This window comes from Kitasatospora sp. NPDC002227 (assembly GCF_040296285.1).
Taxonomy (GTDB): Bacteria; Actinomycetota; Actinomycetes; order Streptomycetales; family Streptomycetaceae; genus Kitasatospora.
The window spans coordinates 24,479-37,525 of record NZ_JBEOWY010000069.1 but is presented as its reverse complement, the minus strand read 5'-3'; the positions used below and the strand labels follow the sequence as shown (position 1 = coordinate 37,525).

The following is a 13,047-nucleotide window of genomic DNA, read 5'->3' as shown; positions in this document are numbered from 1 at the left end:
AGCGCGGAAGACGACAGGTCTGCGCCTTCCGCGCTCGCGCGGTTCCTCACGCCCCTGGGGGATGGTGCAACTTAGAGTTCGTCGTATGCGGCTGCTCAGTTACAACATCCGTTCGCTGCGCGACGACCGGCGGGCTCTGGTCCGGGTGATCAGGGCCTGTGCCGTTGATGTGGTGTGTGTGCAGGAGAGCCCTCGGTACCTGTTCCCCGGTGGGCAGGCGCGGTGGCTGGCCGGGGCCGTGGGGATGCGGGTGCTGGCCGGGGGAGGCCGGGTGGCGGCCGGGCCGATGGTGCTCGGGCGGCCCGGGGTCGAGGTGGTGGCGGTGCGGGACAGGCTGCTGCCGAAGCGGCGGGGCCTGCACGCGCGGGGCTTCGCCACGGCGGTGCTGCGGGTGGACGGCGGTGGGCCGGTCACGGTGACGAGCTGTCATCTGAGCCTGGATGCCGAGGAGCGGCTGGAGCAGTTCGCGCTGCTGCCCGGGCAGGCCCGGCCGGGCGAGGCCGCGGTGGTGGCGGGGGACTTCAACGAGCACCCGGACGGCCCCGGCTGGCAGCGGCTGGCCGCGGGCTACCGGGACGCCCACCCCGCCGCGCCCTGGGGCGGCACCTTCACCTCCGTACCCGAGAATCCGTACCAGCGGATCGACGCCGTCTTCGTGACCCCGGACGTGACGGTGGAGGCCTGCGGGGTGCCGCAGGACCTGCCGTCGGCAGATCTGGTGGCGGCCACCGACCATCTGCCGGTGCTGGCCGTCCTGCGGATGCCGCAGGAGTGAACGCCTCGCGGAGGTAACGTACCTGACGGTGTGTCGGATGCGCCGGGGACCGTACGCCAGCAGAGTGGGGGCGTGAGTGACACCCCCGTGACAGCCGCCGAGGACCACCGGGCCGGCTGGTTCGAGCTCTTCTTCGACCTGGTCTTCGTGGTGACCGTCTCCGTGCTGGCGCACGGCCTGCACGGGGACCCGGGGCCGGGGGATTTCGGCACCTTCCTGGTGCTGTTCTTCCCGGCCTGGTGGGCCTGGGCCAACCTGATGGTCACCGTCAACGTCTTCGGCTCCGCCAACCCCCGAACGCAGGCGATGCTGCTGGCCGCGATGCCCGCGCTCGGGCTGATGGCGGCCGCCGCACCCGAGGGGCTGGGCAGCAGGGCCTGGGCGTACGCGCTGGGGGCGGCCTGGGTGCGGCTGATGGCGTTCTTCATCTGGTGGAGCCGGGCCCGGCGCTCCGACAACCCGCTGCCGGTCTGGCGGCCGGTGATGTACTGCCTGGTGCCGGCCGCCGTCTGGGCGCTCTCGGCGGCGGTGCCGAGCCCGCAGCGGTTCGTGCTCTGGGGGCTGGCGATCGCGCTGGAGGCGCTGCTGCTGACCGTCCGGTCCGGCATGACCTCGGGCTTCTACGACGAGATGACGATCGACCACCTGGTCGAGCGGATCGGGCTGTTCGTGGTGATCGTGCTCGGGGAGAGCGTCTTCACCGTCGTGGTGACGCTGGAGGAGAACTTCACCAAGGCCGGCGGGCTGGCCGCGGTGTTCGGCTTCGTGGTGGTCGCCGAGCTGGCGATGATCTTCTTCGTCTGGGGCACCGCCAACGCGGCCCGGGGCCTGGAGCGGGCGATGGGCTCGGGGGCCACGGGCGCCGTCCGGGACACCGTGATGTACCTGCCGTTCGTCCTGGTCTCCGGTATCACGGTGATCGCGGCGGCGCTCGGCACCGCCGTCGCCGAACCGAACCACCACCTGCCGGTGGGGGCCCGGTGGGCGCTGTGCGGGGGAGTGCTGGCGTTCTACACCGCGAACGCCGCGATCTCCCTGCGGTACGGGGACGGGGTGGGGACGGTGGCGCGCTGGTACGTGCCGTGCCTGGTGCTCACGCCCGCGGCGCTGCTGACCGCGTGCGTCACGCTGCCCGCCTGGGGCGCGGTCGCGGTGGCGGCGGGGCTGGTCTTCCTGCTCGCGAAGCTGTCGAAGTGGGGGCGCAGGCGGCAGGGAGCCAGTGGCACTGCCTGACGGTGCGCGGGGACCTCAGCCACAACAGGGGCGCGGGGAACTGCGCGAAGTCGGGAGACGACAGGCCTGTGCCTTCCGCACTCGCGCAGTTGCCCGCGCCCCTGGAGAGTGCGACTGGCTGTCGGCCTCAGACGACCGCTCCGCCGTTGGGGTCGTGGGGTTCGTCCTCGTCGTGGTCCTTCATCCGGACGACCAGGGTGACGAAGCCGCCGAGGAAGGCGGAGACACCGACCCAGGCCGGCCAGCCGGAGATCTCGCGCCAGAAGAGGGCGTCGAAGAGCAGCAGGGCCGGGCCGCCGAGGACGGCGAGCCAGGCGAACTTGGCCGTGGTGTCGGCCGGCGGCAGCGGCGGGGGCTCCGGCGGGACGAAGTGGCCCTCGTCCGCGTCCTCGGCGGGCTCGTAGTCGCGCGGGCCGGCCGGCCGGGGGCGGGGCTGCGGCGCGAACTCGGCCAGCGGGTCGGGCTCCGGGCGCTCGGAGCGGGCGCGCAGGTTCTCCACCTCGGGCCACTCCGGGTCAGTGAGATCCACCGGGTCGTCGAACTGGGCCACCAGGGCGGCGAAGATCGCGTCCTGCTCGGCCTGGCTCCCCGCCGAGGGACGCCGCGGCTCGGCCTGGGCAGCGCTGCTCTCCACGCCGCCGTCGTCCTCCGAGGGCAGGTCCTTGTCGCTGCCTGTCGCCCCGCTCATCCGTACTGCCTCTCGCGCACGCCCGGCCCTTCAGCCCTGGTGGTTCTCGGCACTCACATCTTCGGCCCCTGCCGGGGCCAGCCGCCGGATGAAGTCGAGGCTCGCCTCGAAGATCAGCTCGGCGTCGTGGTCCAGCGTCGCCACGTGGTAGCTGCGCTCCAGGAGCAGCTCGGTCACATCCGTCGAGGATATCCGGGCCAGCACCAGTTCCGAGTTGGCCGCGGAGACCACGTGGTCCTGCGGGCTGTGCAGCAGCAGCAGCGGCTGTTTGATTCCCGGCAGCTCTTCCTGGACGGTCTTCCAGAGCCGGCCCAGCGACCAGGCCGCGTGCAGCGGCACCCGGTCGTAACCGACCTCGGTCGAGCCCTCCAGGGCGATATCGTTGGCCACCCCCGGCAGGGTCGGCACCAGGTGACGCAGCACCGGCAACAGCACACTTGCGGGGTTGTCCGAGCGGACGGACGGGTTGACGAGCACCAGGCCGGAGATCGCGTCGCCGTGCCGGGCCGCCAGCCGCAGGGCGAGCGAGCCGCCCATCGAGAGCGCGCAGACGAACACCTGCTCGCAGGTGTCGGCCAGTTCACGCAGCGCGCGGTCCGCCTCCGCGTACCAGTCCTCCCAGCGGGTCGCCTGCATGTCCTGCCAGCGGGTGCCGTGACCGGGCAGCAGCGGGACGGAGACGGTGTGCCCGGCGGCGGCCAGCCGCTCGGCCCAGGGACGCATCGACTGGGGGGAGCCGGTGAAGCCGTGCACCAGGAGCACTCCGACCGGGCCGCCGGCTTGATGGAACGGTTCGGCTCCGGGCAGCAGCGGCATCGCTGGCTCCTTGTGGGGGAGGAGAGGCTGAGAGCCGCATCGTCCCACGGCCCGCGCGCGCCGTACAGCCCCGCCCGGACCGCCGATGCACGCCGGAGCGCTCCGGGGCATTAGGATCGACCGGTCCCGCACTGCCAGGAGGCCACGGTTGTTCTACCGACTGATGAAGATGATCGTCGCACCGCTGCTGCGGATCTTCTTCCGGCCGTGGATGGAGGGTGAGGAGAACATCCCCGACGAGGGGCCCGCGATCATCGCGAGCAACCACCTCTCCTTCTCGGACTCCTTCTTCCTGCCCGCGCTGATGAAGCGCCGGGTCACCTTCATCGCGAAGGCCGAGTACTTCAACTCCCCCGGCATCAAGGGCAAGCTCACCGCCGCCTTCTTCAAGGGCGTCGGCCAGCTGCCGGTCGACCGCTCGGGTGCCCGGGGCGCGGGCGAGGCGGCGATCCGCAGCGCCATCGCGGTGATCGACCGGGGTGAGCTGTTCGGCGTCTACCCCGAGGGCACCCGCTCGCCCGACGGCAAGCTCTACCGCGGCAAGGTCGGCGGCCTGGCCCGCGTCGCACTGGCCACCGGCGCGCCGGTCATCCCCGTCGCGATGATCGACACCGAGAAGGTGCAGCCGCCCGGCCAGGTGAAGCCCAACTTCGGCATCCGCCCCGGCATCCGGATCGGCCGCCCGCTGGACTTCTCCCGCTACCAGGGCATGGAGAACGACCGCTTCATCCTCCGTTCGGTGACGGACGAGGTGATGTACGAGATCATGCGCCTCTCCGGCCAGGAGTACGTGGACATCTACGCGACCGCCGCCAAGCGGCAGATCGCCGAGGACAAGAAGCGCACCGACGCCGAGCGCAAGGCAGAGCAGAAGGCCGAGAAGGCCGCCGCCAAGGAGGCCGCCGAGGCCGAGAAGGCGGCCGAGGCCGAGAAGGCCGCGGAGAAGTCCGAGGACAGCTGACGCCGGGGGCGAGCGTGGCGGGGGAGAGACCGGGCAGTTCGGTCGAAGCGGGCGGGCTCTCGGTGGAGCTGCCGCTCTGGCTGGCTGCCTCCACCTACCGGGTCCTGGCGCTGATGTACGCCGTGGCGCGGTACTTCGGCTCGTACCTGCGCTTCGCCCACCCCGTCTCCGGCTGGATCTACCTCGGCGCGCTCACCCTCTGGACCCTCGCCAGCACCCGCGCTTTCGCCGGGCCCAAGCGCTGCACCTGGTACGTGCTGGCCACCGACCTCGCCTTCGCCGTCACCGGCGTGGTGATGAGCGGCTTCATCGACACCCCCGCCCGCATCCACGCCGGTTCGCTCACCCTGCCCACCATCTGGGCCGCCGGCACCGTGCTCGGCTGCGCCCTCAAGGGCGGCTGGAAGCCCGCGATGGCGGCCACCGCCGCGATCGGGGTGGCGAACTTCGGCTGGCACGGCGGCCTGACCGCCGACAACGCGCACTCGATCGTGCTGCTCGGCCTGGCCGGCTGCGCCGTCGGGTACGTGGTCGAGGTGGCCCGCGCCAGCCAGGCGGTGCTGGCCCGGGCCCTGCGGGTGGAGGCCGCCACCCGGGAGCGCGAGCGGCTGGTCCGGGACATCCACGACGGGGTGCTGCAGGTGCTCGCCCTGGTGCACCGGGGCGAGAGCGGCAGCGGACTGGCCCGGCTGGCCGGGGAGCACGAGCGGGCGCTGCGGGGTCTGATGACGGGCGCCGCCCTGCCGCCGCAGGCCAGCGGCGAGCAGCTCGACCTGCGGGAGCTGGTGGCCCGGCACACCGATGAGCGGATCACCCTCTCGGCCCCGGCGACGGCCGTCCTGCTGCCGGGTCAGGTGGCGGGCGAACTGGCCGCCGCCGTCGGCGCGGCCGTGGACAACGTCCGGCGGCACGCCGGGCCCGGCGCGCGGGCCTGGATCCTGGTGGAGGACGAGCCCGAGGCTGTCACGGTCAGCGTCCGCGACGACGGCCCCGGCTGCGACCCGGCCCGGCTGGCGGAGGCCGAGGCGTCCGGGCGACTGGGTGTCAGCAGGTCGATCCGGGGCCGGGTGGCGGACCTGGGCGGCAGCGCGGTGGTGCACAGTGCGCAGGGAGAGGGGCTGGAGTGGGAGATCCGGGTGCCGAGGGCATGACGGCGTTGCGGGTGATGGTGGTGGACGACCACCCCATGTGGCGGGACGCCGTATCGCGAGACCTGGCCGAGGCCGGGTACGAGGTGGTGGCCACCGCCGGCGACGGCCCGGAGGCCGTCCGCCGGGCGCTCGCCGCTCGGCCGCAGGTGGTGGTGCTCGATCTCAACCTGCCCACGCTGGGCGGGGAGGAGGTGTGCCGTCAGCTGCTGGGGCAGGACGCGGAGCTGCGGGTCCTGGTGCTCTCCGCGAGCGGGGAGCACGAGGACGTGCTCGGCGCACTGAAGGCCGGGGCGACGGGTTACCTGACCAAGTCCGCCGGGCGGGAGGAACTCCTCGCCGCCGTACGGCGGACGGCCGCCGGCGAGGCGGTCTTCACCCCCGGCCTGGCCGGCCTGGTGCTCGGTGAGTACCGCCGTCTGGCCGCCGAGCCGGAGGCGGTCGGGGCGGTGCCGAAGCTGACGGCCCGGGAGACCGAGGTGCTCCGGCTGGTGGCCAAGGGCCTGTCGTACCGCCAGATCGCCGAGCGCCTGGTGCTCTCGCACCGGACGGTGCAGAACCACGTCCAGAACACGCTCGGCAAACTCCAGATGCACAACCGGGCCGAGCTGGTCCGCTACGCGATCGAGCAGGGCCTGGACGGCTGAGTGGCGCGCAGGCGCGTCAGCGGTAGCGGGGGAAGTTGCCCGTGTCGATCAGCCAGCGGCCGACGGGAACCTTCTCGCCGTAGTCGTAGGTGTGAGCCTCGCGGTAGCGAGTGCCGTCCGGTTCGGACAGGACCTGAGCCGTGCCTCGGCCGGGATCGACGATCAGGTAGAGCGGGATGCCCATCGCCGAGTAGTCAGCGACCTTGTCGCGGTAGTCGTTCTCCGGATTGGACTTCGACACGACCTCGATCACCAACTCCACGTCGTGAGGATTGATCGCCTCCTCGGGCTGGGCGTCCAGCAGATCGGTAGGCAGAACCACCAGATCCGGCACTCGCATCCGACCGAGTACCGCGTCTTGCATGTCGGTGTCCGTAAACACGAACCTGTCAGGCGTCTGCTGCTCCAACTGTCGGCGCAGGTAGATCGCCGTCAGGCCATGCGGTGTGGTCGGCGACATCATCATGACCAGACCCTGCGGGCCGATCTCCATGCGCGGCTTCATGGGCAGCTGGGACAACTCGTCCGCGATCTCGCGCAGGCGGGCGAACGTGGCGGCATCGATGCTCATGGGGCCAACGCTACCGGCACGAGTGTCACGGCAGGGGCGCCCCGACGCCCCTGCCGTGTGGTTGTTCAGCTGCTGACGGTGGCTCGCATCAGGTCGCGGACGATGTCGATGCCCTCGCGGGTGAGGACGGATTCGGGGTGGAACTGGAGGGCGGCGAAGCCGGGGCCGCGGAGGGCGTGGATGTCGCCGGTGTCGGGGTCGTGGGCGATCTCGATGCCCTGGAGGGCGAGGCGGGCGGTGTCGGCGGGGGTGGTGCGGGCGGTGAAGGTGTTGTAGAAGCCGACCGTGCGGGGGGTGCCGAACAGGTCGACGGTCTCCTGGGCGCCCTGGTGGGGGACGGCCTTGCGGGCCAGCGGGAGGCCGAGTTCGGCGCACAGGAGCTGGTGGCTGAGGCAGACCGCGAGGAGCGGTGCGGTGCGGGGGCTGAGCAGGGCGTCGGCGACGATCGGGCGCAGCAGGGCCATCTTGGGGTCGGCCGGGTCGGCGGGGTCGCCGGGGCCGGGGCCGAGCACGAGGGGGCCGGGGTGGGCGGCGGCCAGCTCGCGCAGACCGGGGGTGTCGAAGCGCAGGGTGCGGACGCGGTGGCCTAGCGAGGTGAGCAGGTGGGCGAGCATCGAGGTGAAGGTGTCCTCGGCGTCGATCACCAGGGTCTCGCGGGTGGCGGCCGGTGCGGGCTGCTGCATCCGGAGCCAGAACGGGGCCAGCCCGGCGCGGCGGGCGTCGAGGGCGGCCTGGACGCGGTGGTCGTCGGCGAGCCGGTGGCCCTCGCCGAAGGCGCCGCTGCGGCGGCGGGCGGGGCGGGCACCGATGGCGGTGAGGACGCCGGCGGCCTTGGCGTGGGTCTCGGCGACCTCGGAGTCGGGGTCGGAGTGGCGGACCAGGGTGGCGCCGGAGCGGACCACCAGTGTGCCGTCGGCCGGGTCGACGTCCACGGTGCGGATGCAGATGGGTGAGTCCAACTGCTGGGCGCCGCTGGCGGTGCGGCCGATCAGGGCCAGCGCCCCGGCGTAGTAGCCGCGGCCGGAGCTCTCGTAGCGCCGGATGACGCGGGTGGCGTTCTGCAGGGGGCTGCCGGTGACGGTGGCGGCGAACATGGTCTCGCGCAGCACGTCGCGCACGTCCAGCGAGGTGCGCCCGCGCAGCTCGTACTCGGTGTGGGCGAGGTGGGCCATCTCCTTGAGCCGCGGGCCGAGCACCTGGCCGCCGAGGTCGCCGACGGTGCACATCATCTTGAGCTCCTCGTCGACGACCATGGTGAGCTCCTCGAGCTCCTTGGGGTCGGCGAGGAAGTCGAGCAGCGACTCGGGGGTGGGGCCGCCGGCCGGATAGCGGTAGGTGCCGGAGATCGGGTTCATCACGACGGTGCCGCCGGACTGGCGGACGTGGACCTCGGGGGAGGCGCCGACCAGCACGCGCTCCCCGGTGTGGACCAGGAAGGTCCAGTACGCGCCGCGCTCCTGCTCGAGCAGGCGGCGGAACAGCGTCAGGGCCAGGGCGGGCGAGAAGTTCTCGAGGGTGGCCCGGAAGTCGCGGCGGATCACGAAGTTGGCGCCCTCGCCTCGGCCGATCTCGTCCCGGATGACGCGGCGGACGATGTCGGCGTACTCGGTGTCGTCGATGTCGAAGGCGCCGCCGCTGAGGGTGACCGCGAGCTCGGGCAGGGCGGGCAGCAGCTGTGCGACGGGGAGGGCGTACTGCTCCTGGACGGCCAGGGCCTGCAGCGGCGTGCCGTCGTCGTGGGCGGCGAACCCGCGCTCGCGGATCTGCCGGTAGGGGATCAGCGCGAGCAGGTCGTGCCGCGGGCCGCCGGCCGGGACTCCGGCCGGGACGGGGAGCTCGGCCAGGGTGTCGTACGTGCCGACCTCGCCGATCAGCAGCTCGACGGTGTCGGGGGTGTGGCGGGGCGCCTGGCGGTGGAGCAGGGCGAAGGCGGGCGCGCCGGGGGCGGTCAGGCGGGCGAGCAGAGCGGCGGGGCTGGTCACGGGGGATCCTTCCGGGCTGGCTGTGCGGGCTTGTTCCGCTCGTCCGGGAGGGCCGTCAGGTGCTGCAACGACGACGGCCGCCCCGAGGGGCGGCCGGTGATTCGCGTCTCAGGAACGCGCCTTCAGTGGGCCACCTCGGGGATGGTCCACCACCAGTAACGGGTGCAGGGCGTGTTCACGGGCCAGAGCCTAGCCGATGGTTCGGGCGGTTGGGGCGCGTCACCCGAATGTCCGCAAGGTGTCTCACCCATCGGGCGGTGGTCACAATTCGGTTGTCACACCCCGTAGCCTGGGTCCCGTGACCGTGACACCAGAGACCAAGACTGCTCACTCCTGGCAGTCCCTTCCCGCGGCGCAGCAGCCTGAATGGCCGGACCAAGAGGCGCTGCGCAAGTCCCTTGCGGACCTCGCCTCGTATCCGCCGCTCGTCTTCGCCGGCGAGTGTGACCAGCTGCGCGCCCGGCTCGGTGCCGTGGCCCGTGGCGAGGCATTCCTGCTCCAGGGCGGTGACTGCGCCGAGGCCTTCGACGGCGTCTCCGCCGAGCAGATCCGGAACAAGCTGAAGACCCTGCTGCAGATGGCGGCCGTGCTCACGTACGCCGCCTCGGTGCCGGTGGTCAAGGTCGGCCGGATCGCCGGGCAGTACTCCAAGCCCCGTTCGAAGTCCACCGAGACGCGTGACGGCGTCACCCTCCCGGTCTACCGGGGCGACTCGGTGAACGGCTTCGAGTTCACCCCCGAGTCCCGCATTCCGGACCCGGAGCGCCTGAAGCGGATGTACAACGCCTCCGCGGCGACGCTCAACCTGGTGCGAGCCTTCACCACCGGTGGTTACGCCGACCTGCGCCAGGTGCACGCCTGGAACCAGGACTTCGTGCGCAACTCCCCGGCGGGCCAGCGCTACGAGAAGCTGGCCAAGGAGATCGACAACGCGCTGGCCTTCATGAGCGCCTGCGGGGTCACCCCCGAGGAGTTCAAGACGGTCGAGTTCTTCTCCTCGCACGAGGCGCTGGTGCTCGACTACGAGACGGCGCTGACCCGTACCGACTCGCGCACCGGCGACCTGTACGACGTCTCCGGCCACATGGTCTGGATCGGCGAGCGGACCCGCCAGCTGGACGGCGCGCACATCGAGTTCGCGTCCAAGATCCGCAACCCGATCGGGGTGAAGCTTGGCCCGACCACCACGGTCGAGGAGGCGCTGACCCTGATCGAGCGGCTCGACCCGGACCGTGAGCCGGGCCGGCTGACCTTCATCACCCGGATGGGCGCGGGCAAGGTCCGCGAGCACCTGCCCACCCTGGTGGAGAAGGTCACCGCCTCGGGCGCGACGCCGGTCTGGATCTGCGACCCGATGCACGGCAACACCTTCGAGGCCGAGACCGGCCACAAGACCCGCCGCTTCGACGACGTGCTCGACGAGGTCAAGGGCTTCTTCGAGGTGCACCGCGCGCTCGGCACCCACCCGGGCGGCATCCACGTCGAGCTCACCGGTGACGACGTCACCGAGTGCGTCGGCGGTGGCGACGAGGTGCTGGTCGACGACCTGCACCAGCGCTACGAGACGGCCTGCGACCCGCGGCTCAACCGCAGCCAGTCGCTCGACCTGGCGTTCCTGGTGGCGGAGATGTACCGCGGCCACTGAGCGCGGCCCGATGTGACGAAGGCCCCTCCGAATCTCGGTTCTCCGAGGTCGGAGGGGCTTCTTCATGCCCGGGGCGTTAGGTAAGGTGAGGCTTAGCGAGCTAAGGCAACCCTTAGTTCTGATCTTGGTCCGCCGCACTGCCCTGGGAGACTCCGCGATGTACGTGTGCATGTGCCATGCGGTCACCGAGACCCAGGTCAAGGAGCAGATCGACGCGGGTGCCGACACCCCGCGCCGGATAGCCCAGGGTTGCAAGGCCGGCACCGACTGCGGCTCCTGCGTGCGGCGGATCCAGGCCCTGCTCGGGGAGCACGGGGCCCGCCCGTGCCCGACAGCCAGGCTCGCCGAGCGGCTCGGGCTGGCTGAGCCGCAGACGCACCTGGTCGAGGCCGCCGCCTGAGCGCTCAGCTCTCCGGCTGCTCGATCAGCTGGGCGAGGTAGAGCGGCTCGCCGAGGGACTCCAGCAGTTCGAGCTGGGTGTCCAGGTAGTCGATGTGGTGCTCCTCGTCGGCGAGGATCGACTCGAAGATGTTGGCCGAGGTCACGTCGTTCTTGGCGCGCATGACCACGATGCCGCGCCGCAGCCGGTCGATCGCCTCCACCTCGACCTGGCGGTCGGCCTCGAACATCTCCTTGACCGTCTGGCCGATCCGGACGTGGAAGAGCCGCTGGTAGTTGGGCAGGCCGTCCAGGAAGAGAATGCGGTCGGTCAGTACCTCGGCGTGCTTCATCTCGTCGATCGACTCGTGCCGGGTGTACTTCGCGAGCTTGGTCCAGCCGAAGTTCTCCTGCATCTTGCTGTGCAGGAAGTACTGGTTGATCGCGGTCAGCTCGGCGGTGAGCTGCTCGTTCAGGAATTCGATGACCTCGGAGTCGCCCTTCATGGCGCTGCCTTCCTCGCTGCCGGGTGTTGAGCGAATGTTGGCACCCCAATGGGGGGAATATCCAGTAAGTTCACACTTAGTGGAACATGTGTCGGAATATCCGATTTGACCGATAAATGAGCTGCCTGGGTGGGGGTGGCGCATTGCGCGCGGTGGGGGCGCGCGCGGCGGTTCGTCCGCCGTCTGTCACCATGGAGCCATGGGTCAGTCCGAGCAAGAACAGCCTCCGCCGTCTGACCCGAGACTCCCTCCCGGCCAGCGCCTGCAGCGCGGCTGGCCGGTCCTGCACTACGGACCGGTGCCCCGCTTCAAGCCGCTGAGCTGGGAGCTCCAGGTTTTCGGTGCCACCGCCTCGGCCGAGAAGCACAGCTGGGGGTTCGAGGAGTTCCACGCACTGCCGCGGGTCACCGTGCGGTCGGACTTCCACTGCGTGACCCGGTTCTCGATGCTCGACAACGAGTGGAGCGGCGTCGCGGCGCGGACGATCCTCGAGCTGGCGCCGCCCGCCGAGCAGGTCACCCATGTGATGGTCTGGGCCGAGTTCGGCTACAGCGCCAACCTGACCCTGGCCGACTTCGCGGCCGAGACCACCGTCCTCGCCACCCACCACGACGGCGAGCCGCTCACCGTGGAGCACGGCTTCCCCGTCCGCCTGGTCGTCCCGCAGCTCTACGCCTGGAAGGGCCCCAAGTGGGTCCGCGCCGTCGAGTACATGCGCGCCGACCGCCGCGGATTCTGGGAGGAGCGCGGCTACCACAACCTCGCCGACCCCTGGACGGAGCAGCGGTTCTCCTACCAGGAGGAGCCCGGCGACGGGCCGTTGCGGTAGCCGCGCGGCGGCTCAGGCCTTGAAGGGGTTGGCCGTGACGTCGACGATCCCCTTGCGGAGATCCGTGGTGCCGTAGGTGTTGAAGTGCACGAGGCAGGCCAGCAGCAGCACGCGGTCGATCCGCGGATCGTGGACCTTCACGGTGTAGGACGCGCGCACCCCGGCCTCGCGGGCGAACTCGAAGCCCGCCGACTCGGCCGAGCGGAAGCGCATCTCGAACTTCAGTGCCGCGTCGACCACACCCCAGTCGAGCCCCGGCAGGATGCGCCGGGCCTTGTTGGCCACGCCCACCGGCTCGCCCTCCAGCGGGGCCAGGCCGGTCTGCTCGAAGGTGAACAGGTCGTGCTTCCACGAGCGGTTCTTGTGGTTGACGTTCCCGATCCGGGAGCGGTCCGGAGCCAGCGCGTAGGACTGGGTGACATAGCCCGCGAGCTGGTCGAGGCCCGGCCCGGTGCGCACCTCGAAGAGCGCCGTGTGGTCGTATGCCGCGTCCTTGTGCACGCGCACCACCGGCTCCTTCTGCCCGTCCACGTGGACGAGGAAGGTGGTGTGGGCCCGGCCGTAGTCGAGGGTGACCGTGAACTCGGTCAGCTGCTGGATCACCGGTAGCTGTCCTCTCGCTGCTCCTTGCGCCGCCTCGCGTCCTCGGTGGCCGTCCGGCTGAGGTCGGCGATCATGGGCTTGAGGTCGTCGATGTCCGAGCCGGCCATGAGCTGCTCGTAGATCCGGCCGGCGATGTCCTTCTGCCGGTCGCTCTGGTTGCCCAGGAACTCCTCGGCGGCCTGGTCCGCCTTGGCGGCGCGCTCCTCGGCCTCCGGGTCGGGGCGCTCGTCGCTGGTGAAGCCTTCGTAGCTGTAGTACGACATGT

The 13,047-nt window shown here is 71.3% G+C and carries 15 protein-coding genes; 8 read left to right on the top strand and 7 right to left on the bottom strand.

From position 1 onward, the window contains the following. Positions 1-85: 85 nt before the first annotated feature. Complete coding sequence (locus ABT095_RS35725; RefSeq protein ID WP_350533767.1) at positions 86-775, top strand: endonuclease/exonuclease/phosphatase family protein; 690 nt, start codon at positions 86-88, stop codon at positions 773-775. A gap of 72 nt (positions 776-847) precedes the next feature. Further along, positions 848-2,008: a low temperature requirement protein A gene (locus tag ABT095_RS35720; protein WP_350533766.1), complete on the top strand. Its 1,161-nt coding sequence runs from the start codon at positions 848-850 to the stop codon at positions 2,006-2,008. Positions 2,009-2,135: 127 nt separating this feature from the next. On the opposite strand, the gene ABT095_RS35715 is transcribed toward ABT095_RS35720, so the two are convergent. Together ABT095_RS35715 and ABT095_RS35710 are read right to left on the bottom strand one after the other, a co-directional pair. After that, positions 2,136-2,696, bottom strand: coding sequence for a hypothetical protein (locus ABT095_RS35715; protein ID WP_350533765.1), 561 nt, complete (start codon positions 2,694-2,696; stop codon positions 2,136-2,138). Positions 2,697-2,726: 30 nt separating this feature from the next. Continuing rightward, a complete protein-coding gene (locus tag ABT095_RS35710; RefSeq protein ID WP_350533764.1) occupies positions 2,727-3,512 on the bottom strand; it encodes an alpha/beta hydrolase in 786 nt (261 codons plus the stop codon). A 148-nt stretch (positions 3,513-3,660) separates the two neighbouring features. Between ABT095_RS35710 and ABT095_RS35705 the strand changes: the two genes are divergently transcribed. From ABT095_RS35705 to ABT095_RS35695, 3 genes are read left to right on the top strand one after another with little or no spacing between them, the layout of a single operon-like run. Continuing rightward, positions 3,661-4,473: a lysophospholipid acyltransferase family protein gene (locus tag ABT095_RS35705; protein WP_502885127.1), complete on the top strand. Its 813-nt coding sequence runs from the start codon at positions 3,661-3,663 to the stop codon at positions 4,471-4,473. A gap of 14 nt (positions 4,474-4,487) precedes the next feature. Beyond that, a complete protein-coding gene (gene macS, locus ABT095_RS35700; RefSeq protein WP_350533763.1) occupies positions 4,488-5,624 on the top strand; it encodes a MacS family sensor histidine kinase in 1,137 nt (378 codons plus the stop codon). After that, entirely contained in the window at positions 5,621-6,268 is a 648-nt protein-coding gene (locus ABT095_RS35695) for a response regulator (protein WP_350533769.1), read from the top strand. Before macS ends, ABT095_RS35695 begins: the two co-directional genes overlap by 4 nt. A gap of 16 nt (positions 6,269-6,284) precedes the next feature. Here the strand turns inward: ABT095_RS35695 and ABT095_RS35690 are convergent, their stop codons facing one another. Further along, positions 6,285-6,839: a Uma2 family endonuclease gene (locus ABT095_RS35690; protein WP_350533762.1), complete on the bottom strand. Its 555-nt coding sequence runs from the start codon at positions 6,837-6,839 to the stop codon at positions 6,285-6,287. 65 nt (positions 6,840-6,904) lie between these two features. Further along, positions 6,905-8,821 carry an anthranilate synthase family protein gene (locus tag ABT095_RS35685; RefSeq protein ID WP_350533761.1) on the bottom strand — a complete coding sequence of 639 codons (1,917 nt, stop codon included), beginning with the start codon at positions 8,819-8,821 and terminating at the stop codon, positions 6,905-6,907. A 298-nt stretch (positions 8,822-9,119) separates the two neighbouring features. Between ABT095_RS35685 and ABT095_RS35680 the strand changes: the two genes are divergently transcribed. Together ABT095_RS35680 and ABT095_RS35675 are read left to right on the top strand one after the other, a co-directional pair. Then, positions 9,120-10,466, top strand: coding sequence for a class II 3-deoxy-7-phosphoheptulonate synthase (locus tag ABT095_RS35680; protein WP_350533760.1), 1,347 nt, complete (start codon positions 9,120-9,122; stop codon positions 10,464-10,466). A gap of 157 nt (positions 10,467-10,623) precedes the next feature. Continuing rightward, positions 10,624-10,866, top strand: coding sequence for a (2Fe-2S)-binding protein (locus ABT095_RS35675; RefSeq protein ID WP_350533759.1), 243 nt, complete (start codon positions 10,624-10,626; stop codon positions 10,864-10,866). Positions 10,867-10,870: 4 nt separating this feature from the next. On the opposite strand, the gene bfr is transcribed toward ABT095_RS35675, so the two are convergent. Beyond that, positions 10,871-11,350 (bottom strand): bacterioferritin, encoded by a 480-nt coding sequence (gene bfr / locus ABT095_RS35670; protein ID WP_350533758.1) that lies wholly within the window; start codon positions 11,348-11,350, stop codon positions 10,871-10,873. 199 nt (positions 11,351-11,549) lie between these two features. Between bfr and ABT095_RS35665 the strand changes: the two genes are divergently transcribed. Continuing rightward, entirely contained in the window at positions 11,550-12,179 is a 630-nt protein-coding gene (locus ABT095_RS35665; RefSeq protein WP_350533757.1) for a sulfite oxidase-like oxidoreductase, read from the top strand. Between the two features lie 12 nt (positions 12,180-12,191). Here ABT095_RS35665 and ABT095_RS35660 read toward each other — a convergent pair whose 3' ends face one another. Together ABT095_RS35660 and ABT095_RS35655 are read right to left on the bottom strand one after the other, a co-directional pair. After that, positions 12,192-12,782 carry a hypothetical protein gene (locus ABT095_RS35660; protein ID WP_350533756.1) on the bottom strand — a complete coding sequence of 197 codons (591 nt, stop codon included), beginning with the start codon at positions 12,780-12,782 and terminating at the stop codon, positions 12,192-12,194. Then, entirely contained in the window at positions 12,779-13,045 is a 267-nt protein-coding gene (locus ABT095_RS35655; RefSeq protein ID WP_350533755.1) for a hypothetical protein, read from the bottom strand. The genes ABT095_RS35660 and ABT095_RS35655 overlap by 4 nt, the downstream gene beginning before the upstream one ends. Between the last annotated feature and the right edge of the window lie 2 nt (positions 13,046-13,047).